The sequence below is a fragment of the Cupriavidus sp. FW305-27 genome (assembly GCF_058787995.1).
In genome coordinates, this window is record NZ_JBYTAG010000014.1 from 16,371 (window position 1) to 42,356 (window position 25,986).

Sequence of the window (25,986 nt, forward strand, 5' to 3'; positions counted from 1 at the left end):
CAAAAAAGAGCACCCGAGGGTGCCCTTTCTTCTGCCTGGCAGGTGCGCTTAGCGCACCACTGCATCAACGCTCGTAGCGCGAACGGCTGTTGCGGTTGCCGCTGCCATTGCCGCCGAAACTGCGATTGCCGTCACGGTTGCCGTCGCGGTTGCCGAAGCTGCGGCCGTCGCCGTTGCCACCGGTGTTGCCACGATAGCCGCCGCCAGTGCGGTCGCCGAAGCCACCACGGTTGTTGTCGCCAAAGCTGCGGGGGGCGGCGCCGTCGCGGTTGCCGAAACCACCGCGGTTGTCGTCGCCGAAGCTGCGGCCACCTTCGCGGTTGCCGAAGCCACGCGCACCGTCGTTGGCGCCGCGGTAGCCGGCGCCCTGGCCGCCCTGGCCCTGGCCACGGTAGCCGCCTTCACGATTGCCGAAGCCGCCGCGGTTGTCGTCACCGAACGGGCGTGCGCCTTCCGGGCGGTTGCCGAAGCCGCGGCTCTCGCCGCTGAACTTGCGCTCGCCGAAGCCGGTGCGGCTTTCGCCGCCGCCGAACTTGCGGTCGCCGAAGCTGCGTTCGCCGCCACGGTAGCCGCCGCCATTGCCGCGGAAGTCACCACGGCCGCCACCCGGCTTGCCGCCGAAGTTGGAACGCGGCTTGGGCGAACGGCGCGGCTCCAGGCCTTCGATCACCGAAGCGTCGATGCGCTGGTTGGTGAAGCGCTCGATGCGCTTCCACTGGAACATGTCGTTGTGGTTCACCAGGTTGATGGCGGTGCCCGAGCGGCCCGCGCGGCCGGTACGGCCGATGCGGTGCACGTAGTCCTCGGCCTGCTTGGGCAGGTCGAAGTTCACCACGTGGGTGATATCGGGCACGTCGATGCCGCGCGCGGCCACGTCGGTGGCCACCAGCACGCGCAGGTTGCCGCGGCGCAGCGCGGTCAGGGTGCGGTTGCGCGCGCCCTGGGTCATGTCGCCGTGCAGCGCGCCGGCCGAAAAGCCGGTGTCGGACAGGCGCTCGGCCAGCGAATCGGCATCGCGCTTGGTCGCGGTGAAGACGATGGCTTGCTTGAGCGTCGCGTCGCGCAGCAGGTGGTCCAGCAGGCGTTCCTTGTGCGACATGTCGTCGGTGAAGTGCAGGCGCTGCTCGATATGGCTCTGGTCGGCGCGGGCCGCGGCGATCTCGATGCGCTGCGGGTCGCGCAGCTGGCGCGAGGCCAGCTGGGCAATGCGCGCATCCAGCGTGGCCGAGAACATCAGCGTCTGGCGCGTGGCCGGGGTGGCATTGACGATGGCGTCGATGTCGTCGGCAAAGCCCATGTCGAGCATGCGGTCGGCTTCGTCGAACACCAGCATCTGCAGGGCCGACAGGTCGATGCGGCCGGCGTCGATATGGTCGAGCAGGCGGCCCGGCGTGGCCACCAGGATGTCAGGCATCTTGGCCAGCGCGGCCAGCTGCTTGGGGTAGGGCATGCCGCCCAGGATGCTGGCGCAGACGATGCGGCGCAGGTTGCGGCCGTACTTGGCGGCGGCCTCGGTCACCTGCAGGGCCAGTTCGCGCGTCGGGGTCAGCACCAGCAGTGCGGGCTGCGCCGGCGACGGGCGGGGGCGCTTGCCCTTCATGCGCTTGGCGGGCTCGGTCGCGCGCTGCGGCGCCGGCATTTCGCTGATGCGCTGGATCGCGGGCAGCATGAACGCGGCGGTCTTGCCCGAGCCGGTCTGGCTCGAGACCAGCAGGTCGCGGCCGGCCAGGAAGGCCGGGATGGCCTGGGCCTGCACCGGCGTGGGCGTGTTGTAGTTCAGTTCGGAGAGGGCGCGCAGGATGGCCGCATCGAGGCCAAGCGTGGCGAAACCGCTTTCCACGGCCGGGGCTTCTTCAACTGCCGGGCTGGGGTTGAGCAGGGCGTCGAGCTTGTCGAGCGGGCTCTGGGCAGCGTCGGAAGTGATCGAAGCGTCGGTCGCGGAGGCAATAGCTTGCTCCGCACGAATGTCGTGCTGGGTCATGTCGGAATGGTCAAATAAATGCATGGCACCCCGGCAAAGCAAAATGGGGTGGGCGCAGTGCAAAGTCTTAAAAAGGCTTCGGCGCCAATCGGTGAGGCCGTTACGACAGACACAGCTGGCAGTACGGCGGCAGGCAGGGCGGTGGCTGGTCCCGCTAGGCGGTCCGGCCGTATCCCTGGCAGGCAAACAGCTCAGGTTTCAGGCTGTTCAACAGGATCGGAGACGAGGCGACGTCAGGTGAGCGGTGCGTTCTGCTGGGCGGCTGGGGCCATGAAGTGATGACTAGGCGTCCGGCAGCGAGGAAACAGAGCTTGGGAGGGCAGCGGATTCGCCGCGGCAGGAAGCCGGGCGTTTGGCGGATCTCACAGTTGCGAAACTCACGGCGCGGATTATAGCAGAGTACGGAATTTTTGTTGCACTGCGAAAACGTAACCGGATATGTCAGGCGCTCGTCACCTTCCGGACGCGCCCCGCGCCACGCTGGTTGAAAGGCGAAAACCCCCGCCTATACTGGAGGCGCGAGCACACAGGATGCCCGCACGGGGCGGACGAAAACGCTCCCGCTTGACCTCCTGCAGCGGCATTGGGCCGCTGTTCGCGGCGAGCACTGCGGTCATTGACTCCACGCGCCAGACTTCCTGCGACTCTCCGGGTGGTCCGGATGGGCGTCCGCTTCATGCATCATGGGCGGAATCATGGGAAGCCTGCCTGGAACAGAATGACCGAACTGCTGACCGCGTGACCCAGGTGGTCCGGGCCCGTCCGCATCCAAAGCCCGCCAGCGATGGCGGGCTTTTCATTTGGCGGTTGTGGTTGCGGTTCAGTCTTCTGCATCCTTGCCAGCGGCCTTGCGCGGCAGCCGCCCTAGCGGCTGCTCCTGCGGCATCACATGGCGGTTGCCCGGCAATCCGCCCGGGTAGTCGACGATGCGCGCGGTGTCCTGGCGCCGCAGGCCATGCCATGCCTGGCCGCCGGCGGTACGCCCGCCGCCCAGGATGGCGGTCATGGCCTGCCGGTCGAGATCCATGCTGTCGGGCAAATCCTTGATGACGATCACTGCCATGGCTGTCTCCGGTCAAGCGGCGCCACGGCCATGCGGCCGCGGGACCGCTTCAGTATAGGCGAGGCGGTCCGCGGTATTGCCCGCGGGGCCGCCGCGCGGTGCGCTCAGACTGCGGCGAAATTGCCGGCCCATTGCGAGGGGTTGACGTTGACGCGCACCGGGCCGAAGTCGGGGCCGACGATGCTGTTGTTGAGCGTGTTGACGTTGATGCTCTGCAGCTGCGCGATGTTCTGGTTGACGTTGACGGTGACGTTGGCCAGCGGGCCGACGCTGCCGACACCGCGGCTGAGCCACGAGTTGCCGCCGCGTACGGCGCACAGCGAGGCACGGTCGAGTTCTTTGCTCAGGGCGAGATCGCGGACGAGGATCGATGACATGGTGGTGCTCCTTTGAGTCAGGTGCCGGGGGCTGCTGGCGCGGAGATTGCAGCATCTGCGCGCCAGCAGTGGCCAGGGCGTATCAGCCGAAGATGTTGTTGGTGGCGTTCTGGTTGGTGTGCACGTCGGACTTGACGTGGTCCAGGAAGGCCGAGCCGTTGCCGTTCAGGTTGGTCACGGTCTGCATCTGCGCGATGCTTTGCGTGGCGTTGATGCTGTTGTCCAGCGACAGCCTGATCGGCGTGTAGACGGCGGCGAAGGGCAGGTAGGCCAGGCCGCCGCGCACGGCGTGCATGCGCTTGCTGTCGAGGGTTTCGGCGGCGGGCAGGTCCTTGATGGTCAGCGTGGTCATGATGGTCTCCGGTATCGGTCAGTGCGTGGGTGTGGGTGGCTGGGGCGCGTGGGCTCAGCCGTAGATGTTGTTGCTGGCGTTCTGGTTGGTATCCACATGCGAACGGACATGGTCCAGGAAGGCCGAGCCGTTGCCGTTCATGTTGGTGACGGTCTGCATCTGGGCGATTTCCTGCACGGCCTTGATGCTGCTGTCGAACGACAGCTTCACCGGGCTGTAGACCGCGGCGAACGGCATGTAGGCCAGGCCGCCGCGTACGGCGTGCATGCCCTTGCGGTCCAGGGTTTCGGTGGAGGACAGGTCCTTGATGGTCAGCGTGGTCATGATGGTCTCCGGTAGAGGAAGGTACTGCCTTGGGTCTGGTTTCGAGCATCGGGTTGGTGTCGCGCTCGGGAGGTACTAACGCAGGGACTGTGCCAATGCCGTTGCCGGTCCCGACCAGTCACGCGCAACTGCCTGAAAACACGGGCGATTTATTTTCGATGTCGGCTTGCGGGCACTGGCTGCGGGCGCTGCCGCATGCCACGGGTGACGGGCCGCGGCCAACAGGCGGCGTGCCGGTGTTGGCGCGGCCGCGACAGTGGCGCGCCAAAGGCGATGCGATTGGCAGGGGGCGCCCGCGCGCGGCGTTGCACGCCGGCTTCGCATGGTTTGCGCATGCCTTGGGTGCGCACTAGTATCCATCTCGAAGGCAGGCATATCCGCATCGTGGGATGCGCCGTGCCAGCAACCATGTCGGGGCATCCGGTGGCCAGTCTCAAAGAACTGATCCGCAAGTTCCAGAACGGCGGTCTCTCCGACGACGAGTTTGTTGCGTCGTTCGAAACGGCGCTGGCGCAGGATCCCACCACGCCCAGCCAGGCCGCGCGCGTGGTCATCGAGGAAAACACGCGCTTCCCGTTCCCGCCCGCGGTCTATGCCGAAGTCATGCGGCGCATCGAGCGCCGCGGCGCCACGCAGTACGACGGCGCCACCGAGGCCACGCGCCTGGCCGGCACGCAGACGGGCTCGCTGTATGCGACCTCGCCCGAGCCGGGCACGCTGCCGCAGGCGGCGCATACCAAGGGCGTGGGCGATACGCTGAACGGCCGCTTCGTGCTGGAAGAATGCCTGGGCGTGGGCGGCATGGGCACGGTCTACAAGGCGCTCGACCTGCGCAAGCTGGAAGCCTCGGACCGCAAGCCCTATATCGCCATCAAGGTGCTGAACCTGCAGTTCAGCGGGCACCCCAAGTCGCTGATGGCGCTGCAGCGCGAGGCGCGCAAGGCGCAGACGCTGGCGCACCGGAATATCGTCACCGTCTATGACTTCGACCGCGACGGGCCGGTGGTCTTCCTGACCATGGAATACCTGTCAGGCTCTTCGCTCAACCATGTGCTCAAGGCCCCGGGCTTCACCGGCATGCCGATGGCGCGCGCCATGTCGATCATCAACGGCATGGGCAATGCGCTGGCATACGCGCACGAGCGCGGCTTCGTGCACTGCGACTTCAAGCCCGCCAACGTCTTCCTGACCGCCAACGGCGAGGTCAAGGTGATCGACTTCGGCATCGCGCGCGGCTTCCTGCCGCCGGCCGACGAGTCCGACCGGACCGTGTTCGATCCCGGCTCGCTGGGTGGCATGACGCCAGCCTACGCCAGCCCGGAGATGTTCGACCATTGCGAGCCCGACCCGCGCGACGACATCTTTGCGCTGGCCTGCGTGACCTATGAACTGCTGACCGGCAAGCATCCCTACCAGCGGCTCTCGGCCAACCAGGCGCGCGATGCCGGGCTCAAGCCGGCGCAGCCGCCGCAGTTGAGCCGCACGCAGTGGAAGACCCTGCGCGAGGCGCTGTCGCTCGACCGCGAGACACGCACGCCCACCGTCGCGCGCTTCCTGCATGGCATGAGCGCGGTGCCGGTGGTGTCCACGCGGCGCCCCTCGCCGCTGATGGCAGGCGGCGCGCTGGCCGTGCTGGCGGGCGTGTCGGCGATCGGCTACTACGCCTGGCATTCGCAGCGCCAGGCCGAAGCACCGGCTGGCGATGCGCGCGTCGAGGCCCCGGCTACACCGGTGCCCGCAGCGCCGGTCATCCCGCCCGCACCGGCTGCCCGCCCGGCGGTGCTGTCGATGGCCGACGTCACGAAGATGCTGGCCGCGGTGCCGTGCTCGCTGCTCACCGCCACCCAGCAGGCGCAGACGTTGCGTGTGCGTGGCTTCCTGGCCGAGAGCGTCGGCGCCGTGCGGCTGCGCGAGCAGCTCAGCGCGTTGCCGGGCGTCAAGGAGCTCAAGGGCGTGTCGATCGACACCCAGCCGCTGGCCGCCGACAAGTGCGACGTGGCCACCCTGATCGCGCCGTACTGGTCGGGCCACCGCGAAGGGGGCACGGCTTCGTCGCTGCGGCTGCGCGGCCAGGGCACGCAGCTGACCGAAGGGTCACCGCTGGTGCTGGATCTGCGCACGCCGGCGCGCGACTCCTATGTCTATGTCGATTACTTCGCGGCCGACGGCAAGGTGGCGCACATGGTGCCGAGCGCGCGCGTGCCCGCCCACCAGGCGCCGCCCAGCCATGGCGCCACGGTTGGCGACGGTGGCGACTGGATCATCTCCGGGCCGTTCGGCACCGAGCTGGTGGTGTTGCTGACCACGCCCGCGCCGCTGTTCGATGGCCGGCGCGCCGAGGTCGAGCTGCACAAGGACTACCTGAAGGCACTGGAAAAGCCGCTGGCGCAGATGGCGCGCACCTATGGCCGGGACCGCATCAGCGCGGACCTGGTGCAGATCTCCACGCGCGCGCGCTGATTGCCGCCAGCCGGCCGGCTTGCCGCTTGGCAATTGCGCCAGCCGCTACTTCATGTCGCGCGCCACGCGAAAGCCGTTCTGCGACTGCCGCACGCTGGGGCTGTACTTGAAGCGCGTGGACGACACCATGTAGCTCGCCCCCTCGCGCCAGGAGCCGCCGCGGATCACGCGTGCGCCGCAGGCGTTCTCGTTCCATACGCGCCCGTCGGCGGGCGCGCCCTTGTATGAGCTGTGCCAGCAATCGGCCACCCATTCCCACACGCTGCCGTTGACGTCGTGCAGGCCGTACGGGTTGGCCGCGAATGTCCCGACCGCGGCCGGCGCATCCTGGCTCCATGGGTCGCCGCAGTCCTTGCAGTTGGCATTGCCCTTGCGCATCTGGTCGCCCCACCAGTAGGCACTGGCGGTGCCGCCGCGCGCTGCGTATTCCCATTCGGCCTCGGTGGGCAGCCGGTAGGACTTGCCGGTGGTCTTGCTGAGCCAGGCCACGTACTGCTGCGCGTCGTCCCAGCTGACGTCGCGCACCGGCGCGTTCTTCGCGCTGTCGGCGACGGTGGGGACGCGCTGGCAGCCGCCGGCGTCGGCGCAGGCATTCCATTGCTCGACCGTGACCTCATAGCGGCCGATGGCAAACGGCTGGCCGATGGTGACGTGGTGCGGGGGCTTCTCGGCGGGATCGCTGGCACTGCTGCCCATGGTGAAGCTGCCCGCCGGCAGGGGGACCAGCACCGGGCAGGCCGGGCAATCGCGGATCTCGCCGGTGCGCAATGTGGCGCTGACCGCGCCGCCCGCCGCCGCGCCCGGGCGCAGCGATGCCGTTGCCGGTGGCGCAGCAGGTGGCGCAGCAGGTGGCGCAGCAGGTGACGCAGCGGGCGGCGATGCCGGACGCGCTGCCGCGGCCGGTGCCGGCGGCCGCGTGACCTGGCCCCCGGCAGAGGTGCCGGAGCGGGGCGGCGGTGCGGGCGCCTGGGCCTTGGGTGCGGAGGCGGACGCCGCCAGCCGCTCCAGGCGCGCCCTGGCCAGCACCGCGAAGCGTCCGTTGGGGTACTGCTTCAGGTAGGCCTCGTAGTCGCCGGCATAATTGCTGTTCTTGATCGATTCCCAGAAGCTCAGCTCGTACTGCTCCTCGGTGTTCTTGGGCATGATGCCGGCGAGCAGCAGCGGTTCCGTGGCCGCGGGGCCGGCGGCAGCGGCGGCCGCCTGCGCAGGCAGCGGCGCGGCGGCGAGCATGGCGGCCATGGCGGCCGTGCGTACGACTGGTAGATTGCGCCACATCTTCACACCTCGCTGGAGCCGCGGCGATCCCGCTGCATGCCGGTAGCTGCCGGCATATGCGTCGGGGGCGCATTGTGGTGTTGCCGAGACGTCGACCGGCTTGCTTCAAGATAGCACAGCGCGTGTGTCTCCGGCGGGGCATTGGCACGCAACCGCGACGCGCCGGGTTCGCTTTTTCCGTGCTTGCGACCTAACCTGAATGACGAATCGCCGAGCGCTGACCAACAAGCAACAAGAATGGGCTTTCGGGACAACGTGATCGGGTTTCGGACTGTTATCCGGGAGGCGCCGCGTATGTCCAGACGATTCCTGTTCCGCCTGCTGGCGGTTGCCGCCCTCGCCGCGGCCCCGTCGCTGTCGCTGTCGACGGCAGCCCCGCCCAATGCCGAGGCCTACATCATCTGGCCGCACGATGGCACGGTCATCAGCGGCGGCAAGTTCTGGGTGCGCATGGGCCTGCGCAATATGGGCGTGTGCCCCAAGGGCGTCGAGTCGCCGCGCTGCGGGCACCACCACCTGCTGGTCGACACCGAGCTGCCGCCGCTGGACAAGGAAATCCCTTCGGACAAGAACCACCTGCACTTCGGCGCGGGCGAGACCGACGCGCGCATTGAGTTGCCGCCCGGCAAGCACACGCTGCAATTGCTGATGGGCGATGCCAAGCACGTGCCGTTCGAGCCGCCGATCTATTCGAAGAAGATCACGATCACGGTGAAATAGCGGGGCAGCGCGCGCCGCGGAAGCCGAACCTAGGCCGATCAGCAAACAGGGAGAGCACCATGTCCAGACTACTTGCCGCGGCTGTCTTTGCCGCCAGCCTGCTGCTGTCAGCGGTGGTGCAGGGTGGTTCGACGCCGGCGCCGCCCAACGCCTACCTGTATATCGGCTGGCCCAACGACGGGCAGACGATGCCCGCGGGCAAGCCATTCAAGGTCTGGTTCGGGTTGCGCAATATGGGGGTGGCGCCAAAGGACGTGAAGTATCCCAATACTGGGCACCATCACCTGCTTGTCGATGTGGACCTGCCGCCGATGGACAAGGAGATCCCCAATGACCGCAATCACCTGCATTTCGGGGCGGGGGAGACCGAGACCATGATCGAGCTGCCGCCCGGCAAGCATACGCTGCAGCTGCTGATGGGGGATGACAAGCACATTCCCACCAACCCGCCGGTTTATTCGAAGAGGATCACGATCTACGTGAAGTGATCCGGACCCTGCGGTGACGGCGGCGCGCAATGCGCCGTTTTTTTTGTGCGCTGGCGCCGCAAGTGTCGGTCGCCATCCAACATCGACGGGCAAGCTGTTGGCTGCGCGCCGCCAGTGCGCGCTGACGCAGGCTCGCCGCGCCTCCGCCGCCGGCGCTGGCGGCAAGAAAAATTCCCCGTGTTTACAGGCACTTCCGTGATCCGCGCGGCCATGGCGCCGGGGCTGGCACGCTCCCTGCGATTGTCCCTCCTGAGCGCGACACCAACCCGATGCTCGACCAACCACCAAGGCAACACCTTCCTCTACCCGGAGACCATCATGACCACGCTGACCATCACCGACCTGACCACCGTCGACACCCTGGACCGCAAGGGCATGCTCGCCGTTCGCGGCGGCCGCACCCTGCTCCCGTTCATGCCGGTGTACCACCCGCTCAACCTGTCGTTCGACCACAGCATCACCGCCGTGCAGGAAATCGCGCAGATGCAGACCGTCACCAATATGAATGGCAACGGCTCGGCCTTCCTGGACCACGTGAAGTCCGACGTGCACACCAACCAGAACGCCACCAACAACATCTACGGCTGAGCCCCTGCGCGCCAGCTAGCTGCTTCTTACCGATACCGGAGACCATCATGACCACGCTGACCATCAAAGACCTGTCCGCCACCGAAACCCTCGACAGCAAGCGCATGCATGCCGTGCGCGGCGGCCTGTCGTACCTGCCCTTTGCCGCCGTGTATGCGCCGATCAAGCTCGCGTTCGACAGCAGCATCACCGCCAAGCAGGAAATCGCGCAGTTGCAGTCCGTGACCAACCTGAACGGCAATGGCTCGGCCTTCCTCGACCATGTCCGTTCGCATGTGGATACCAACCAGAACGCCAGCAACAATATCTATCGTTGAGAAGCTTGTTGAGATGGCGCAGCGCCGCGGGGGCGTCCCCGCGGCGCTTTTGTTGAGCCCTTGCATATCGGGGTTGGAGCGCGCGCCAGCGCGCACCACAATACAGACAGACTTCGCGGCCCCGGCAGGCCTTGGGGTATCTCCAGCGCATCCCGCCCGCCGCCGTCGCACGCAGGAACCCATCGTGCCTGAATCCATCACTGCCTCGCCCGCGGTTGCGTCAACCGCCGCGCCGCACCGTACCGCCTGGCTGGCCGCGCTGGCCGCCTGCGCGGCATTGCTGGCAGGCTGCGCCGATTTCCGGCCGCCGGTGTACCAGCGCCCGGAAACCCCGGCCAAGGCCGAATGGACGCGCCAGGAATCGATCACGGTATCGCCGGCCGAAACGGTGCAGCCCAACTGGTGGCTGGGCTTCAAGGATCCTTACCTGAACAGGCTGATCGACCAGGCGCTTTCCGGCAACTACGACATCAAGGTGCTGGCGGCGCGCATCCGCGTGGCCAACGCGCAGATCGGCGAGGCCCGTGCCGGCGGGCTGCCGGTGATCGATATCGGCGCCGGTGCGAGCTTCGAGAAGAGCACCGGGCAGAAGTCCACCTGGACCTATAACGCCGGCGCCCAGCTGAACTGGGACATCGACATCTGGGGCAAGGTCGAGAAGGGCGTGCAGGCGCAGACCGCCGAGTTCCGCGCCACCGAGGCCGACTGGCGCGCCGGCTACCTGACGCTGGTGTCCAATGTATCGACCACTTACTTCCAGATCCTGCAGTTCGACGAGCAGATCGAGCAGCAGGCGCGCACCGTGGCCAAGAACGGGCAGATCCTGTCGACCTACCAGGCCATGTACCAGAACGGCCTGGTGCCAAAGATCCGGGTGATGCAGCAGCAGGCGGAAATCAACCGCCTGAACAAGGACCTGCTGGAGCTGCGCCGTTCGCGCGATGTGGCTGAAAACGCGCTGGCCACGCTGGTCGGTGTGCCCGCGGGCAATCTCAAGGTGCCGGCGGGGCGCCTGCAGGACCGCGTGCAGCCGCCCGCGGTGCCGGCCGGGCTGCCGTCGCAACTGCTGGCGCGCCGCCCGGACGTGGTGGCGGCGGAATACCGCGTGCTGGCCGCGTACAACATCGTTGGCCAGGCCCGTTTGGCGCAGTTGCCCACCATCAGCCTGACCGCGCGCGGCGGCACCGCCAGCTTTGCGCTGAGCGACCTGCTCAAGTCATTCACCTTCGGCTTCATGCCCAGCATCAACCTGCCGATGCTCGACCCGAGCGTGCGCGCGCGCGTGAAGACCACCGAGGCGCAGGTGGGCGTGGCGGAAAACGAATATGGCCGCACCGTGATGACCGCGTTCGAAGAGGTGGAGAGCGCACTGGTCAATGTCGACGCGCACAAGAAGCAGCGCATCGAGCTGCAGCAGCAGGTTGAGCAGCTGCGCGTCGTGTCCGCGCAGATCGAGGCGCAACTGAAGGAGGGCGTGGTCTCGCAGCTGGAAGTGTTCGAGACCGAGCGCTCGCTGCTGGCCGCGCAACTGCAGTTGTTGGCGGTCCACCAACAGATCCTGGCCGACACCGTCACCCTGTACAAGGCGCTTGGCGGTGGCTGGCCCGATACCGACGTGCGCAACGCGGCGTCGAATCCGCCGCAGTAAGTGCTGCCAACGGTGCTGTAGGGCGGTTCAGGTGATGCCGGCGCCTGCAACGCGTTGCGCAACGCGCCCATAGCCCTGGCCACTGCCCCGCTGCATGTGCCGCTGCCGCGCCAACCGCGCGTTCCGCGTCCCGATTGACTAGCCTTTGCCGTCGCCTACTATGTTCTTAGTCGCTTCATCCCCTGGCCTGCCGCCGCGGCAGCCGCGCTGTTGGCTTGCTGGAAACATGGCTCCTGACGAAGCACTGATCATGGAAATGCCGGTGAAAATGGCCCAGGGATTCACGCGGGAATTCTCTCAGGATCTGGCGCAGGAATTCGATGTGTTCCTGACGCCCGTGTCGCGCCCGGAGCTGGGCGAGATCCGCATCGACGAAGACCTGTTCGCCGTCGGACGCAGCGAACTGCCGTTCGCCGCCTACCCCGAAGACCTGGCCGCACCGCTGTCGCGCCGGCATGCGCGCATCTTCGCCGAGCATGGCGCGGTCTATGTGGCGGATCTCGGCAGCAAGAACGGCACGCGCGTGAACGGCGCGGCGGTGGCGCGCCAGCCGGCGCAGCTCAGCGATGGCGATGAGGTGGCCTTCGGGCCGGCGCTGTCGTTCCGGGTCCGGCTGTCGCCGCGCGCGGCGCAGCCCGAGCCGCCGCGGGTAGCGGTGACGTTGGTGCCCGAGCGCGGCGATGTCGGGCTGCAGCCGCTGCACGTGGACGGCTTCCCCTACCTGATCAGCAAGGCCGACGACGCCTTCGCGCGCTACCGCGACAGCTATCCGCAGCAGGTCAACTACCTGTCGCGGCGCCACGCGCACGTGTACCTCAAGGGTGGCGTGCCATTCGTTGAGGACCTGGGCAGCACCAACGGCACCTTCGTCAACGGCAAGCGCCTGGCCGACCACGGCGTGCCGCTGGACGACGGCGACCTGATCGCCTTTGGCGGCAACCACTTTGTCTACAAGGTGCAGGTCCAGCACACCGGCGACGGCGATGCCACCGCGACGCATTCGATGCTGCAGCCAGTCGCTGCGCCCGACACGCCGCCCGCATCCCAGGCTTCGCCCGTGCGCGACGAGGATGACCGCACTACCTTTGTCGGTGCCGCCGATTCCTTCCTCGACATCTTCTGCGTCGACTATGCCGCGCAGCAGGACGACGAGGTCAACGCCGAGGCCGAGGCACAGGCCGCGGCGGCCACGGCCGCGCACGACGGCGCGCAGGCACGCCGCAAGCGCGGGCGTGCCGCGCTGCTGCTGGCCGAAGGTGCCAGGCAGTTCGGCCTGAACGATTCCGTACGCACGCGGCGCGCGGCGCGATGGGGCGGCGCGTTGCTGTTGCTCGCGCTGCTGGCGGGGGCGGCCGTGTACTGGCGCGGTGCGCCGGAGCGCGAAGTGCAGGCGCTGTTTGCCGCAGGCGATCACGCGCGCGCGGCGCAGGCCGCCGACAACTACCTGGCGCGTCATCCCGGCGATGCCCAGGTGCAGGCCATCGGCACCGAGGCACTGATGCGTGCCGACGTGCCCGCTTTCGCCGCCAGGCTGAAGGCCGGTGATTTCAGCGGCGCCGATGCCGTGCTGGCCCGGATGCGCAAGCTCAGCGCGCACAATGCCGATGCGCGGCCGCTGGTGGCGGAACTCGACTGGATTGGCCGGCTCGAACGCTTCACCGCGCAGCGCGGCGCCGACACGCCGATCCGCCTCTACACCGACGAGGCGCCGATCCGGCAACTGCTGGCGTACTGGAACCAGGACACCACCGCGCACCAGCGCGCGCTCGGGCGCATCGCGGCCGATGTGCCGGCGTTCCGCGATCTCTACGCCGATGCGCTCAGCGACGTGCGTCGCCTGCAGAACGACGCCTCGGTCTACCTGGCGGCGATCGACCGGCTGAACACCACCATTGCCGCCGAACTCGGCCGCGACCGCCCGGAGGCATTGCAGCCCGTCATCGCCGAGTACCGCGAGAAGTATCCGCGCCTGGCCGGGCTGGACCGCGTGCAGTCAGACCTGGACCGCTACACCGCGCTGATGCAGGCACTGCGCGCGCGCCGGCCCGGGCCGCTGGTGGCGCGCCTTGCCGAGAGCCGCTTCGCCACGCCGCCGTTCCAGGCGCAGTTCAACCAACTGGCCGCGCGCCTGCCGCCGCCGGAGATGGTGCGCCAGTATGCCGGTGCGGCCAGGGCGTGGCAGCAGGGCGACAGCGCCGCAGCGCTCGCGGGGATCAAGCAGATCAGCGGCGGCCCCTGGGCCGAGGACCTGGCGCGCGACCTGTCGCACAAGCAGAAGGTGGCGGCGCAGTACGCCGAGCTGCAGTCCGCGCGCGGCAGCAAGGGCTATGAGGACCGGCTGCTGGGCTTCTACGCCATGCTCGATGCCGCCGATGACGGCCACTTCGCCAAGGCGGTCGAGGCCGACGTCAACGGCGTGCGCGACAGTGCCCTGCGGCGCGCGCGGGAACTGATGGGCAGCGCCGTCGCCGCATGGAAGCAATACCGCAGCAATGGCGTGATCGGCAGCGAGCAGCGGCTCGAGCCCGGCATCTCGCCCAGGTTCCGCGCGCAGGCCCGGTTGCTGTCGCAGGCACAGGATGACGCGCGCCAGGGCATGCGCATCTTCACGCAACTGCGCGCGGGCGAAAGCGCCGACCTGGCGCAACTCGCCAAGATCGAGGAAGAGATCCGCGCCGAGGCCGACCAGCAGCGGCACGCGCTGCGCGAGTTGCGCACCGTGCTCGATCCCGCCGTGCTCAAGACCAAGCTGGAGCTGATCGGCGGTGAAGACACCGGCAAGGCGCCGGAGCCGGCCGCGGCTGCCGCGGCGCCACAGCAAGCGGGGCAGCCATGAAGGACGATGCCCGCCAGGGCGGCCTCAAGCCACTCTCCGAGGCGCTGGAAGACCACAGCGCCGAGGGCATCGGCCTGCTGAGTGCCGAGCCGTCGCGCCTGGGGCTGCTGACCATCGTCACGACTTTCACGCTGGTGTTGTGCGGGCTGGTGTGGTCCTTCGTCGGGCATGCCGATGTCATTGTCACGGCGCAGGGCACGCTGGCGCCGGAATCCGAGGTGCGCCGCTTCTATGCCCCGGTGGACGGCGAGTTGGCCGACCTCTACGTGGCCGAGGGGCAACCGGTGTCCAAGGACGACGTGCTGGCGCGCCTGAATGCGCGCGGCGCGATCGAGGCCGCGGCCAACGCGCTGGAAGCGCAGCTCAAGCTGGAAGACTCCGAGCGCGAATGGAAGCAGTTCCCCGACAAGAAGGCGCTGATGGAACGCCGCGCGGCGGCGCTCAAGCAGCAGATCGACGTGGCCACGCGCCAGCACGAGACCCGCATCGCCGAAGGCACCACGCGGCTTGCCGAACAGCAGCGCGCGCAGTTGCAGGAAGCGCGCAGCAACCTCGAGAACGCCCGGCGCGCGCGCGAATTCGCGCGCCAGGAGCAGGACCGATACGCGCGCCTGCTGGCGTTGCCGGGTGGCGGTGGCGTTTCGCAGTCGCAGGTGGATGCCAAGCGCGCCGCGGCGCAGGACGCGGAGAACAACCTGCGCGTGGCGCAGTCGCGGCTGACGGAGCTGGACGCACGCCTGGGCCGCGAGCTTACCCAGGCCAGTTCCCAGCTAGAAAGCAGCGGCCAGGACCTGGCCGGGCTGCGCGTGCAGTACGACGCGGCGCTGCGCGAGATCGCCAACACCGAGGACAAGCTGCGCCTGCAGGTGCAGACCGCGCGCCTGGTGGCGGACGCGGCAGCGCGCATCCGCTTCGAGAACATCGACAAGGACAACTTCCTGCTGATCCTGGCGCCGGTGTCGGGCGTGATCACCGATGTCACCTCCACCCAGCGCGGCGACAAGGTGCAGGCCAACACGCCGCTGGGCGGTATTGCCCCCAAGGATGCGCGCCCGGTGGTGAAGATCGTCATCGCCGAGCGTGACCGGGCCTTCCTGCGCGAGGGCCTGCCGGTCAAGCTCAAGTTCAGTGCCTTCCCGTACCAGCGCTACGGGATCATCGAGGGCACGCTGGAATTCATCTCGCCCGCGACCAAGCCGGGCGGACCCGACAAGCAGCCGGTCTACGAGGGCCGCGTGCGGCTGGCGCGCGACTACTACGCGGTGGCCGACAACAAGTATCCGCTGCGTTACGGCATGACCGCCACGGCAGAGATCGTGGTGCGCGAACGCCGCCTGATCGACCTGGGGCTTGACCCCTTCCGCGAGGTGGCCGGCTAGCGCAGCGGGGAGAGACTGGCGCAGAACATCGGGACAGCCCGGCGCGCAACCGCGCGGGCGTCAAAGGAGCCGAGAAAATGACTGGTATTGTGCGTATCGACGACGAGGTGCTTGGCTTCGAGGAGTTCGTGCGCTTGCTCAAGCTGACCGGACAGTTCGAAGGGCTGGTCGAGCAGATGGTGCGCGACAAGCTGACCGTGCACGCGGCAAAGCGGCAGGGCGTGGTGGTCACGCCGGAGGAGATCCAGGAACGCGCGGACCAGTTCCGCCGCGTGCAGGGCCTGCATCGCGCCGCAGACATGAATCACTACCTGGATGCGCTGAACATCAGCCTGGACGAATTCGAGGCCTTTGTCACCGACAGCCTGTACCAGGAGCGGATGATGGAGCAGGTGTGCAGCGAGGCCGCGGTGCAGGCGTACTTTGCGCTCAACTCGCCGCGCTTCGACAGCATCGAGGTCAGCCATATCGTGGTCGACAGCGAGGGCAAGGCCAAGGAGCTGATCTCGTACCTGCAGGATGATCCCGATGCCTTTGCCGAGATGGCGCGCGAGCATTCCATCGCCGACACGCGCGAGCGCGGAGGCGAGATCGGCAAGGTGCTGCGCGGCTCGCTCAAGACCGATATCGAGGCCAAGGTGTTCAATGCCGAGCCTGGCGACCTGCTGGGACCGTTTCCGTCGGCTGACCGTTCCTTCTTCGAAGTCTTCCTGGTGCGCGAAAAACACCCGGCCACCCTCGATAGCGAGGTGGCGGTGGAAGTGCGCCGCCTGCTGCGCGAAGACTGGCTGATGGCCAGGGCGCAGGAACATGTCATCGAAGCCCGCTAGCGCGAGCGGCGAGCCCGCCGCCCCGCCTGCCCCGGACCAGCCGCAGGCAGGATCGGCGCTGGCCGCCTTCCTCGCCACCGTCGAGATCCTGTCGGTGCTGGTGCCGGAGGAGCTGGCACGCCTGGCGGAAGCCGCGCAGGTGCTGACCTTCGGCTTTGGCGACACCGTCTGCAATGCCGGCGAAGCGGCGCCGGGCCTGTTTATCGTCAAGTCCGGCTCGGTGCGCGTGTTCAACGAGGAGCACGGCAAGGAAATCAGCATGGGCGTGCGCAAGGCCGGCGAGGTCTTTGCCGATATCGCGCTGCTGCGCGACTACCGGCATGAGTCGTCGGTGCGCGCCTCGGGCAAGACCGAACTGCTGCTGATCCCGCGCAGCGTGGGCGAGCCGGTGGTGGCCGGCAACCCGGCGGCGCTTGCGTTTATCACCAGCTATGTCGCGATCAGCTCGGCCGGCGGCTTTGTCGCGCGGCTGTTCGACCTGCGCGGCAAGCTCGACAAGCAGGAGCTGGAAGACGCCGTGCGCAGCGTCGGCGTCAAGCGCGTGGCGGCCGGCAAGGAGATCCTGAAGCAGGACGGCCGCGAAGACCGGCGCCTGTACGTGGTGCGCCAGGGCACGGTGCGCATCGTGCGCAGCGAAGAGGGCAGCGAGTACCCGCTGGCGACGCTGGGGCAGGGCGACATCTTCGGCGAGCGCGCCTGCGTGATGCGGCAGGAGCAGCTGGCCTCGGCCATTGCCGATACCGACGTGCGCCTGCTGGTGATTCCCGAGAAGACGGTGCAGCTGATTTTGGAGCGCAACCCGCGCCTGCGCGAGGTGCTGGAAGAGCGCATCCGCGTGCTGGACCGCGAGTTGCATCGGCAGAAGAAGCTGGCCGAACGGCGCAAGCGCCCGGTGCTGCTGGACCTGCATTCAAAGCCCGAGCTCGGCGAAAAGCTGATCCGCCGCTTCGCGCTGGTGGAGCAGGCCGAGGAGATGGATTGCGGCGCGGCCTGCCTGGCGATGATCTGCCGGCACTACGGCATCCCGATGACGCTGGGCAAGCTGCGCGAACTGGCCAATGTGACCACCCAGGGCGCCACGCTCGACAGCCTGGCGCGCGCCGGCGAAGCGCTCGGCTTCACCACGCGCGGGGTGCAGTGCACGCGGGATTCGCTGATGGGGTTCGAGCTTCCCTTCATCGTGCACTGGGAGGGGTACCACTACGTGGTGGTGTACGGGATCTCGTCGCGCTGGGTGTGGGTGGCCGACCCGGCCATCGGCTTCCGCAAGATGAGCGCCGAGGAGTTCGAGCGCGGCTGGAGCGGCACCTGCCTGCTGTTCACGCCGGGCGAGAGCATGACCCAGCTGTCGGTGTCGCGCTCGCCGTGGCTGCGCTTTATCGGCTACCTGGCGCCGTACAAGAGGATCCTGGCGCACCTGTTTCTGGCCACCTTCGTGATCCAGATGCTGGGGGTGGTCCCGCCGCTGATTATCCAGAACATCCTGGACGGCGTGGTGGTGCACCAGAACGTGGGGCTGCTGAACCTGCTGATCGCGGGGCTGATCATCTCCAACGTGTTCTCGCAGCTGATGTCTACGATTCGCGCGTATCTGGCCAACTTCATGGTGCGCAACATGGATTTCGCCATGATGTCGCACTTCTTCAAGCACACGCTGTCGCTGCCGCTGTCGTTCTTTGCCAAGCGCAAGACCGGGGACATCTTCGCGCGCTTCCAGGAGAACCAGACCATCCGCGCCTTCCTGACCGAGTCGACCGTGACCACGGCGCTGAACCTGCTGATGGTGTTTATCTACTTCACCATCATGTTTCTCTACAACGTCAAGCTGACGCTGCTGCTGATCGCCTTCGTGATCCCGATCGCGGCGCTGACGGTGGTGGTGACGCCCAAGGTCAAGACCTATGCGCGCGAGGTGTTCGCGGCATCGACCGATGCCAAGGCCTACCTGATGGAAACGCTGGGCGGCGCCGAGACCGTCAAGGGCATGGGCATCGAGCGCCCGGTGCGGCTGCGCTGGGAGCGCAAGTACGCCAAGGCGCTGGACGCGCAATACCGGGCACAGGCCTTCCACATCCTGGTGGGGCTGGTGAGCCAGCTGCTCAACGCCGCCACCACCATCGCGGTGCTGTGGGTGGGCGCGACGCTGGTGCTGGAGCGCGAGCTCACCATCGGCCAGCTGATCGCCTTCAATGCCTTCATGGGCAGCGTGCTGGCGCCGCTGATGGGGCTGGTGGCGTTGTGGGGCCAGCTCAACGATGCCGGCGTGGCGATGGAGCGCCTGGGCGACGTGCTCGACCTGGAGCCCGAGCAGAAGCCGCAGGACGTGCTGTCGCGCGTGATGCTGCCCGACCTGCAGGGCGAGATCGTGATGAAGGACCTGTACTTCCGCTACGGCGGCGAAGACACGCCCTATGTGCTGGAGAACATCAGCTTCGCCATCCGCCCTGGCGAGATGGTGGCCATCGTCGGGCGCAGCGGCTCAGGCAAGACTACGCTGGCCAAGCTGCTGGTGGGCTTCTACAAGCCTACCGAGGGCTCGATGACAGTGGACGGCTATGACCTGAACGTGATCGACGCGGCGTTCTACCGCGCGCAGGTGGGCTACGTGATGCAGTCCAACCTGCTGTTCTCGGGGACCATTGCCGAGAACATCGCCTGCGGCGACGACAGCCCGGACCGGCGCCGCATCGAGGAGGTGGCGCGCATGGCCGATGCCCACGCCTTTATCAGCAAGCTGCCGCTGGGCTACGAGCAGGTGGTGGGCGAGCGTGGTATCGGGCTTTCCGGCGGGCAGATCCAGCGCCTGTGCATTGCCCGCGCGCTGTACCACGACCCGCGCCTGCTGGTGTTCGACGAGGCCACCTCGGCGCTCGACACGCAGTCAGAGAGCAACATCCTGGCGAATATGCAGGAGATCCTGCGCGGGCGCACCGCGGTCATCATCGCGCACCGGCTCAGCACCATCATGCAGGCCGATAAGATCCTGGTGCTGTATGAAGGCGCCATCGTCGAGCAGGGCCGGCATGAGGAGCTGATCGAGCGCAAGGGCATGTATTTCCAACTGGTGCAGAAGCAACTGAGCGCAGCATGAAGCTATACAACCAGGGAGCCACCCCCGCCTCGGTCACGTCCCCGGTGTCGTTCGCCGGGCTGATCGAGAAGATCGAGATCCTGCGTTCCACGCTGCGCTGGTCGTCGCGGCTTGACCGGCCGGAGATTGAGAAGCTGCTCAAGCAGGTCACCACGCTGCGCGACGAGGTGATGGGGCTGTCGCACAAGGAGCGCTTCGTGCAGGCCGCGTCGGCCGAGGCGGCCCCGCCGCAGGAAGAAGTCGAGCGCATGCCGCGCGCGCGCCGGCAGGCACTGGTTGAGCGCAGCTTTATTTTCGAAGGGACCTTCGGCGACAACCCCAAGTTGCTGGAGGCACTGGAGATTGCCGAGAAGGCGGCGCCGACCGACCTGCCGGTGCTGATCGATGGAGAGAGCGGCACCGGCAAGGAGCTGATGGCCAAGGTGATCCATGCCAATGGCTCACGCACCGACAAGCCGTTTATCTCGGTCAACTGCGGCGCCATCCCCGACAGCCTGCTTGAATCCGAGCTGTTTGGCCACAAGAAGGGCGCCTTCACCGGCGCCAGCAATGACCGCCGCGGCAAGTTCGAGAGCGCGCATACCGGCACCATCTTCCTGGACGAGATCGGCGAGCTGCCGCTGACCGGGCAGGTCAAGCTGCTGCGCGTGCTGGAGGCGCACGAGATCCAGCGCGTGGGCTCGGACGAGGCGATCTCGGTCGATACGCGCATCGTCGCGGCGACCAACAAGGACCTGCGCCGCATGAGCCAGGCCGGCACCTTCCGCGAAGACCTGTTCTATCGCCTGAGCGTGATCCACGTCAGCCTGCCGTCGCTGCGCGAGCGGCGCGACGAGATCCCGCTGCTGGTGTCGTACTTCAGTGACGAGGCCGCCGGCATGCTCAAGCGCCGGCCACTCAAGCTGACGCCGCGGCTGCGCGACTTCCTGCTGCACTACGACTACCCGGGCAATATCCGCGAACTGCGCAACCTGATGTACCGGCTGAGCTGCCTGGCCGGCGACACCGCCGACCTGGCCCAACTGCCGCAGGACATCCGCCCCAGGCCCGCCGCACTGGCGGTGGTGGGCAATGGCCCCGCCGCTGCCGACATTGCCATGGCGACGTCCCTCAGCGAAGCCAAGCGCGCCGCCAGCGACGAGGCCGAGCGGGCCTTCCTCGAACGGGGCTTGCAGGAGGTCGGCGGCACCGTCGCCGAACTGGCGCGGCGCTTCGACATGAACCGCTCGCACCTGCAGATGCTGCTGAAGAAGCACGGCATCCACTCGAAGGATTTCCGCGCCAACCGGCAGGCCGAAGGCGGCAAGGGGTAGGGCGGCGAGGCTGCCGGCGGTCGTGCCTTCAGGCGTCCAGCTCGGGATTGACCAGGGTCTTGTCAGAGCCGTACGGGTCCGCCGCACGCAGCACCACCACCGACACGTTGTCGCGGCCGCCGGCATCGAGCGCCATCTGCACCAGCGTCGGCGCGGCCTGCGCAACGTCCTGCTGCGCCAGCACCGCCGCGATGTCGTCATCGTCGACCTCGTTGCTCAGGCCATCGCTGCACAGCAGGTAGACGTCGCCATCGGCGACCTCGGTCAGCAGCTGCTCCGGCGCCAGCGTCGGGGCCGCGCCGACGGCGCGTGTGATGGTGTTCTGCGCGGGATGGTGGCGCGCTTCTTCCGGGGTGATCAGCCCGCGCGCCAGCAGGCGCTCGACCTGGTTGTGGTCGCGCGTGAGGCGCGCGAACTGGCCGCCGCGCAGCCGGTACAGGCGGCTGTCGCCGGCCCACACGCAGGCGCAACGGCGATCGCCCGCCAGCATTACCACCACCGTGCTGCCGATGCAGCGCACGCCCAGGCGCGCCGCTTCATCGACCAGCGCCAGGTTCACGCCCTGCAGCGCCGCGCGCGTGGCGTCGACCCGGTCTTCCAGCCGGGGCTGCGGCGGCAGCGTGGCCAGCGCCTGGACCACCGCCTGGCTGGCGAAGTCTCCCACGGCATGGCCGCCCATGCCGTCGGCCACTGCCCACAGGTCCTGGCTGGGCAGATCCAGGCAAGCGTCCTCGTTGCGCTCGCGCACGCGCCCGACGTCCGTGCATGCGGCCGAGGTCCACTGGAAGTGCGAGTCGAAACCCAATCTTGTCTCCGGTCCGCGTCAAGCCCCGGACCAGCCGGGGCACTGCCACGGCGGCGCTGGCGCTCAGATCAGCATCAGATCAGCCTGCCGTCGTTCCTCGCGCCCTGGTCGCCCTGGACATTGATGTTGGCGTTTGGCGCGTTGTTGCGGATATCGATGTTCTGGAACTGGTTGTTCATCTGATCAGCATAGAAGCTGTAGTTGATCTCGTAAAAGTTGATCACCGTCCCGAGCGGCAGCGGAGACGAGGGCACGAACGGGCGGATCCACCCGAACACCCACTGCCCGCCGGCGCCGCGCACGCGGGCCATGGCGGCGGGAGCAAGTTCGCGGCAGCTGGCGAGGTCGTTGATTGCAAGGGTGGCCATGTTCGGTCTCCGGTGGATGTGGCGTGGCGCCGGGGGCGGTACCGGTATTGAGCAAGGCGCGTGCCACAGCATGGGTGTGGCAGCAGGTCGACTGGAAACCCAAGTCCGGCGCGGGCTGCAGGGCGGGGCGGGGACAATGGGGCCCACCCCGGCAGTCCAGCCACGTTGGCCTCGACCCGACACCCGGCCAGCCAGTGTCGGGATGGACCCACCACAGCGCAAGCATCGCGCGATCCCTGCCGCCAGCCCGCCCAGGCCGCGCGGCGCGGGGCGAATGGTGGCTGCCAGCCAACAGAGTTGCCGCCACGCGGTTGGCTGCCATCCGACACTCGATCCCATCCAAAACCCCCGGATTTCCGCCAAACCGTTGTCGGGCCGTGCCTCCCTGGTATTGGCATGGTTGATGCAGTTGGTCTGGCACGAAGCAGCAATGCCTGCAGCAACCAGACACACCGAGGCCAGCCATGAACATCCAGGAACAACAAGAACGCGCTACCGGCAGCGACGATCGTTTCGCGGACCCGCTGCCGCTCGGCGCCCACCTGGTCACCGAACGCCACGGCTACGCCCATCATGGGATCTACGCCGGCGCCGGCCGCGTCATCCACTACGCCGGTTTCGCGCGCTCCCTGCAGGCCGCGCCGGTTGAAGAAACTACCCTCGAAGCCTTCGCCGCCGGATTCGGCATCGCCGTCAGGCCGGAGCCCTGCGCCCGCTTCGCCGGCCGCCAGGCCGTCGAACGCGCCCGTTCCCGCGTGGGCGAAAACGCCTACCACTTGCTGACCAACAACTGTGAGCATTTCTGCTCCTGGTGCCTGTCCGGCGAAAGCCGCAGCGAGCAGGTGGAAACATGCATGCGCCGCCCGCGCGCCGCGCTGCACATCGGCTGGCTGCTGCTGGGCGCGCTGCTGCAAGCCCAACTGGGCGGCCTGAACCTGGACCTCGCCTGAACCGCGCGGCCATCACCGAATCAAGGAGCCTGCCATGTCCGGACTGATCGACTGGGAATTGCGCTGCAACCTGCGCGGACAAGCCTGCCACCGCAGCTGCGCCACTGCCGCCGCCAACTGCGCCCGCGGCCACCACCGGCCGGGGCGCCGCGCCCTGCGCCATGCCGGCCGGCCGATGCGCCTGCCGTCGTCCGGCCGCCTTGCCGGGCGAGGCCGCCGGGACGGGTCCGCCACTGCCGGCGAGCCGGGCCGGTGCGGATTTTGATATACTCCGGGCCGTCTCCAGGATCACCGCGCCCGCGGTTCCCGATCCTGACAGTCCTGTCCCTCGCCGTAGTTCAATGGATAGAACGAGCGCCTCCTAAGCGCTAGATACAGGTTCGATTCCTGTCGGCGGGACCACAGAATAGTTCGCGGCAGTTCGCTGAAGTCCTCCATCCCCAAGTAAATAAAGGCTTTCCGGCGAATCGACGTTCGCCAAAGTTCGCCTTCGCCCGTTGGCATCCGTCACTTTTTGGGGCATCCTTAGGGGCATCTTCAAATGCCCCTATTTTCGGTGCCCCTAACGCGATGCCCCGCACGGTCGAGCCATTAACCGATACCAAAATCCGCAACGCCAAGCCGCGCGACAAGGCCTATAAGGTTTTCGACGGCGGGGGCCTCTATATCGAGGTAATGCCTGACGGGCGAAAGCTATGGCGGTTCAAGTACGTGCGGCCATCCGGCAGCGAGAGCCGCCTGGGCTTTGGCGTGTACCCGGGGGTGACCCTGGCGCAAGCCCGCACCCAGCGCGAAGCCGCGCGCGCCATCGTTGCCGACGGGCGCGACCCGGGCGCCGTGAAGCAGGAAGAACGCCGCGCCGCGCGCATCGCCGCCGGCAACTCGTTCGAGGCGGTGGCCAGGGACTGGTACGCCACGCAGAAGGGCAACTGGAACGAGGTCTACGCCGGCAAGGTGCTGGCCTCGCTCGAGAACGACGTTTTCCCGGTGCTGGGCAGCACGCCCATCGCCGACATCAGGGCGCCGGCCGTCCTGGATCTGCTCAGGAAGGTCGAGGCCCGAGGCGTGCGCGACACCACGAAGCGTCTCCTGCAGCGCATGCGTGCGGTGTTCCAGTACGGGATCATCTACGGCGTGTGCGACCGCAACCCGGCCGCCGACATCGACAGCGCCGCGGCTCTGAAGTCAGAGCCGGTCCAGCACCAGGCCCGTGTCTCCCCGATCGAGCTGCCGCAGCTGCTGCGCGACATTGATGCGTACGAGGGCGATGCCGTGACCCGCCTGGGGCTGCAGTTTATGACGCTGACCTTCGTGCGCACCACCGAGATGATCCAGGCGCGCTGGGGTGAGATCGACGAGGCGAAGGCAGAATGGCGCATACCGGCCGACCGGATGAAGATGCGCGACCCGCACATAGTGCCGCTGTCCACCCAAGCGCTGGCCGTGCTGACCGAGCTGCGCGAAATCACCGGCCACCGCGACTTCCTTTTCTACAGCCCGCGGGGCAAGGCCGGCCACATCAGCAACAACACGATGCTCTATGCGCTGTACCGCATGGGGTACCACTCGCGCATGACGGGACACGGCTTTCGAGGGGTGGCCTCAACGGCGCTCAATGAGCTAGGGTTTCGGCCTGACGTGATTGAGCGTCAGCTGGCGCACGTCGAACGGAACAAGGTGCGCGCGGCTTACAACCATGCGCAATACCTGGCAGAACGGCGGGAGATGATGCAGGCGTGGGCAGATCACCTGGCAGTGCTAACCACAGACAGCGAATCGAAAAAATGAACAAGCCGACCACCTTTTTCCATATCACGCACCTGCCCTTGCGTTCCGGGTCGATTATCGAGTCAGGAAATTTTGGCCGCATCATTAACGCCTATCGCACCGACAAGGGCGATCCGTGGGCGATATCGCGTGAGCTTGTTTTCGAGATGGTACGGAAGGAGTCATGGCCTCATCTGCCCAGCAGGTTGAACTGTTCATTTCTCTTTACGACCATCGATGATGCTCACCGGGGGATGGAAGCGTTTTCGAACGGCTTCGTGTTTGGCCATCGAATCTACCGTGCCGAGCTCGTTGACCCGAACGCGCCGTCCCACATAGCCGACTTCAACCTCGTCGGCCTGCCGCAGGGCACAGAGTTTCTGCAACCGATGATTTATCGGGCTCGCCAGTATTGGGCCGGCGAGCGGGTAGAGATGCCTGAATTCCTTACGACCTCTGCGATCAGGATCTTGGATGTGGTCGAGGGCGATCCCGCTAACTTCATGCCTTCGCCGACACCTAAGGCATGAACCTTTGGGGCTGGGTACTGGCTGCGATGTAGAGAGGGTGCTTCGGGCTGCCATCCTTGTTTAGGCCTAGGTGGTGGAGCAGATTCCCGCGCCCGCACATCCGAATGATCCGCAGCACCTCGGCCGCGCGCGCAGGCGCCGACTTGTGAGCACCCCAGGCGCAAATGACCATTGAGCAACGATCGATCGCGTCCATGATGGCACCCTCGTTGCGGTCGGGCCGGCCGCCCAGCGGAGCGGGGTGGGTCAACAATCGGTCCGGATCCGTCGAGCGCAGCGGGAACAGGTTGACCACCTCCAGTCGGCCGTACTTGCCAGCCAGTGCCCGTTGCATGCACCTGGTGATCGTCGGGTCGTTGACCTGGTGGTCTGCGGTCGACGGGTTGAGCATGATGAAGCCAAGGGCTGGGGCACTGCGGTCCCACTCGCGCCAGAGGCGATAGCGATACTGCTCGCAGTCGGAGAGGATGCAGCCGGCTTGGCCGTCGAGGGTCTGGGTGGTCATGTGCTTCATGCTACGATTC

At 67.4% G+C, this 25,986-nt stretch carries 24 protein-coding genes and 1 tRNA gene; 16 read left to right on the forward strand and 9 right to left on the reverse strand.

The annotated features are described in order from the left end of the window. Positions 1–64: 64 nt before the first annotated feature. The 5 genes from AC3WRI_RS09050 to AC3WRI_RS09070 all read right to left on the reverse strand — a co-directional run bounded on the left by AC3WRI_RS09050 (position 65) and on the right by AC3WRI_RS09070 (position 4,097). Positions 65–1,981 (reverse strand): DEAD/DEAH box helicase, encoded by a 1,917-nt coding sequence (locus AC3WRI_RS09050; protein ID WP_010813605.1) that lies wholly within the window; start codon positions 1,979–1,981, stop codon positions 65–67. A gap of 820 nt (positions 1,982–2,801) precedes the next feature. Then, positions 2,802–3,044 (reverse strand): hypothetical protein, encoded by a 243-nt coding sequence (locus tag AC3WRI_RS09055; protein WP_011615789.1) that lies wholly within the window; start codon positions 3,042–3,044, stop codon positions 2,802–2,804. Positions 3,045–3,148: 104 nt separating this feature from the next. Further along, positions 3,149–3,421 carry a hypothetical protein gene (locus AC3WRI_RS09060; protein ID WP_011615788.1) on the reverse strand — a complete coding sequence of 91 codons (273 nt, stop codon included), beginning with the start codon at positions 3,419–3,421 and terminating at the stop codon, positions 3,149–3,151. 82 nt (positions 3,422–3,503) lie between these two features. After that, positions 3,504–3,773 carry a hypothetical protein gene (locus AC3WRI_RS09065; RefSeq protein WP_011615787.1) on the reverse strand — a complete coding sequence of 90 codons (270 nt, stop codon included), beginning with the start codon at positions 3,771–3,773 and terminating at the stop codon, positions 3,504–3,506. A gap of 54 nt (positions 3,774–3,827) precedes the next feature. Beyond that, on the reverse strand, positions 3,828–4,097 hold the full coding sequence (locus AC3WRI_RS09070; protein WP_011615786.1) for a hypothetical protein: 270 nt from the start codon (positions 4,095–4,097) through the stop codon (positions 3,828–3,830). Positions 4,098–4,505: 408 nt separating this feature from the next. On the opposite strand from AC3WRI_RS09070, the gene AC3WRI_RS09075 reads away from it, so the two are divergent. Continuing rightward, on the forward strand, positions 4,506–6,557 hold the full coding sequence (locus AC3WRI_RS09075; RefSeq protein WP_011615785.1) for a serine/threonine protein kinase: 2,052 nt from the start codon (positions 4,506–4,508) through the stop codon (positions 6,555–6,557). Positions 6,558–6,602: 45 nt separating this feature from the next. On the opposite strand, the gene AC3WRI_RS09080 is transcribed toward AC3WRI_RS09075, so the two are convergent. Then, positions 6,603–7,832 carry a formylglycine-generating enzyme family protein gene (locus AC3WRI_RS09080; RefSeq protein WP_492293145.1) on the reverse strand — a complete coding sequence of 410 codons (1,230 nt, stop codon included), beginning with the start codon at positions 7,830–7,832 and terminating at the stop codon, positions 6,603–6,605. A 294-nt stretch (positions 7,833–8,126) separates the two neighbouring features. On the opposite strand from AC3WRI_RS09080, the gene AC3WRI_RS09085 reads away from it, so the two are divergent. The 10 genes from AC3WRI_RS09085 to AC3WRI_RS09130 all read left to right on the forward strand — a co-directional run bounded on the left by AC3WRI_RS09085 (position 8,127) and on the right by AC3WRI_RS09130 (position 21,042). After that, entirely contained in the window at positions 8,127–8,552 is a 426-nt protein-coding gene (locus tag AC3WRI_RS09085) for a DUF4399 domain-containing protein (protein WP_011615783.1), read from the forward strand. A 59-nt stretch (positions 8,553–8,611) separates the two neighbouring features. After that, positions 8,612–9,040, forward strand: a complete 429-nt coding sequence (locus AC3WRI_RS09090) for a DUF4399 domain-containing protein (protein ID WP_011615782.1) — start codon at positions 8,612–8,614, stop codon at positions 9,038–9,040. Between the two features lie 318 nt (positions 9,041–9,358). Then, a complete protein-coding gene (locus tag AC3WRI_RS09095) occupies positions 9,359–9,628 on the forward strand; it encodes a hypothetical protein (RefSeq protein WP_011615781.1) in 270 nt (89 codons plus the stop codon). Between the two features lie 47 nt (positions 9,629–9,675). Continuing rightward, the gene (locus tag AC3WRI_RS09100; protein ID WP_011615780.1) at positions 9,676–9,945 is read left to right on the forward strand and encodes a hypothetical protein; all 270 of its coding nucleotides are present in this window, start codon (positions 9,676–9,678) and stop codon (positions 9,943–9,945) included. Positions 9,946–10,129: 184 nt separating this feature from the next. Continuing rightward, positions 10,130–11,593: an efflux transporter outer membrane subunit gene (locus AC3WRI_RS09105; protein WP_492293147.1), complete on the forward strand. Its 1,464-nt coding sequence runs from the start codon at positions 10,130–10,132 to the stop codon at positions 11,591–11,593. Between the two features lie 226 nt (positions 11,594–11,819). After that, entirely contained in the window at positions 11,820–14,429 is a 2,610-nt protein-coding gene (locus AC3WRI_RS09110) for an FHA domain-containing protein (RefSeq protein WP_492293149.1), read from the forward strand. Continuing rightward, a complete protein-coding gene (locus AC3WRI_RS09115) occupies positions 14,426–15,808 on the forward strand; it encodes a beta-barrel domain-containing protein (protein WP_011615777.1) in 1,383 nt (460 codons plus the stop codon). Before AC3WRI_RS09110 ends, AC3WRI_RS09115 begins: the two co-directional genes overlap by 4 nt. 77 nt (positions 15,809–15,885) lie before the next feature. Beyond that, a complete protein-coding gene (locus AC3WRI_RS09120; RefSeq protein ID WP_011615776.1) occupies positions 15,886–16,638 on the forward strand; it encodes a peptidylprolyl isomerase in 753 nt (250 codons plus the stop codon). Continuing rightward, positions 16,619–19,729: a peptidase domain-containing ABC transporter gene (locus AC3WRI_RS09125; RefSeq protein ID WP_492293151.1), complete on the forward strand. Its 3,111-nt coding sequence runs from the start codon at positions 16,619–16,621 to the stop codon at positions 19,727–19,729. The genes AC3WRI_RS09120 and AC3WRI_RS09125 overlap by 20 nt, the downstream gene beginning before the upstream one ends. After that, positions 19,726–21,042, forward strand: coding sequence for a sigma-54 interaction domain-containing protein (locus tag AC3WRI_RS09130; RefSeq protein ID WP_011615774.1), 1,317 nt, complete (start codon positions 19,726–19,728; stop codon positions 21,040–21,042). The genes AC3WRI_RS09125 and AC3WRI_RS09130 overlap by 4 nt, the downstream gene beginning before the upstream one ends. Positions 21,043–21,070: 28 nt before the next feature. Here AC3WRI_RS09130 and AC3WRI_RS09135 read toward each other — a convergent pair whose 3' ends face one another. After that, a complete protein-coding gene (locus AC3WRI_RS09135) occupies positions 21,071–21,847 on the reverse strand; it encodes a PP2C family protein-serine/threonine phosphatase (protein ID WP_011615773.1) in 777 nt (258 codons plus the stop codon). A 74-nt stretch (positions 21,848–21,921) separates the two neighbouring features. Continuing rightward, positions 21,922–22,215, reverse strand: coding sequence for a hypothetical protein (locus AC3WRI_RS09140; protein WP_011615772.1), 294 nt, complete (start codon positions 22,213–22,215; stop codon positions 21,922–21,924). A 464-nt stretch (positions 22,216–22,679) separates the two neighbouring features. On the opposite strand from AC3WRI_RS09140, the gene AC3WRI_RS09145 reads away from it, so the two are divergent. From AC3WRI_RS09145 to AC3WRI_RS09165, 5 genes are all read left to right on the forward strand, one after another. Beyond that, positions 22,680–23,165 carry a lecithin retinol acyltransferase family protein gene (locus AC3WRI_RS09145; RefSeq protein ID WP_011615771.1) on the forward strand — a complete coding sequence of 162 codons (486 nt, stop codon included), beginning with the start codon at positions 22,680–22,682 and terminating at the stop codon, positions 23,163–23,165. Between the two features lie 34 nt (positions 23,166–23,199). Beyond that, positions 23,200–23,430 (forward strand): hypothetical protein, encoded by a 231-nt coding sequence (locus AC3WRI_RS09150; RefSeq protein WP_492293152.1) that lies wholly within the window; start codon positions 23,200–23,202, stop codon positions 23,428–23,430. A 62-nt stretch (positions 23,431–23,492) separates the two neighbouring features. Then, positions 23,493–23,567, forward strand: a tRNA-Arg gene (locus tag AC3WRI_RS09155). Positions 23,568–23,735: 168 nt separating this feature from the next. Further along, on the forward strand, positions 23,736–24,953 hold the full coding sequence (locus tag AC3WRI_RS09160; protein WP_492293154.1) for a tyrosine-type recombinase/integrase: 1,218 nt from the start codon (positions 23,736–23,738) through the stop codon (positions 24,951–24,953). Next, positions 24,950–25,462 (forward strand): DUF2441 domain-containing protein, encoded by a 513-nt coding sequence (locus AC3WRI_RS09165; protein WP_492293155.1) that lies wholly within the window; start codon positions 24,950–24,952, stop codon positions 25,460–25,462. The genes AC3WRI_RS09160 and AC3WRI_RS09165 overlap by 4 nt, the downstream gene beginning before the upstream one ends. Here AC3WRI_RS09165 and AC3WRI_RS09170 read toward each other — a convergent pair. Then, entirely contained in the window at positions 25,452–25,976 is a 525-nt protein-coding gene (locus AC3WRI_RS09170; RefSeq protein ID WP_492293156.1) for a DUF1643 domain-containing protein, read from the reverse strand. The genes AC3WRI_RS09165 and AC3WRI_RS09170 overlap by 11 nt on opposite strands. Positions 25,977–25,986 lie beyond the last annotated feature (10 nt).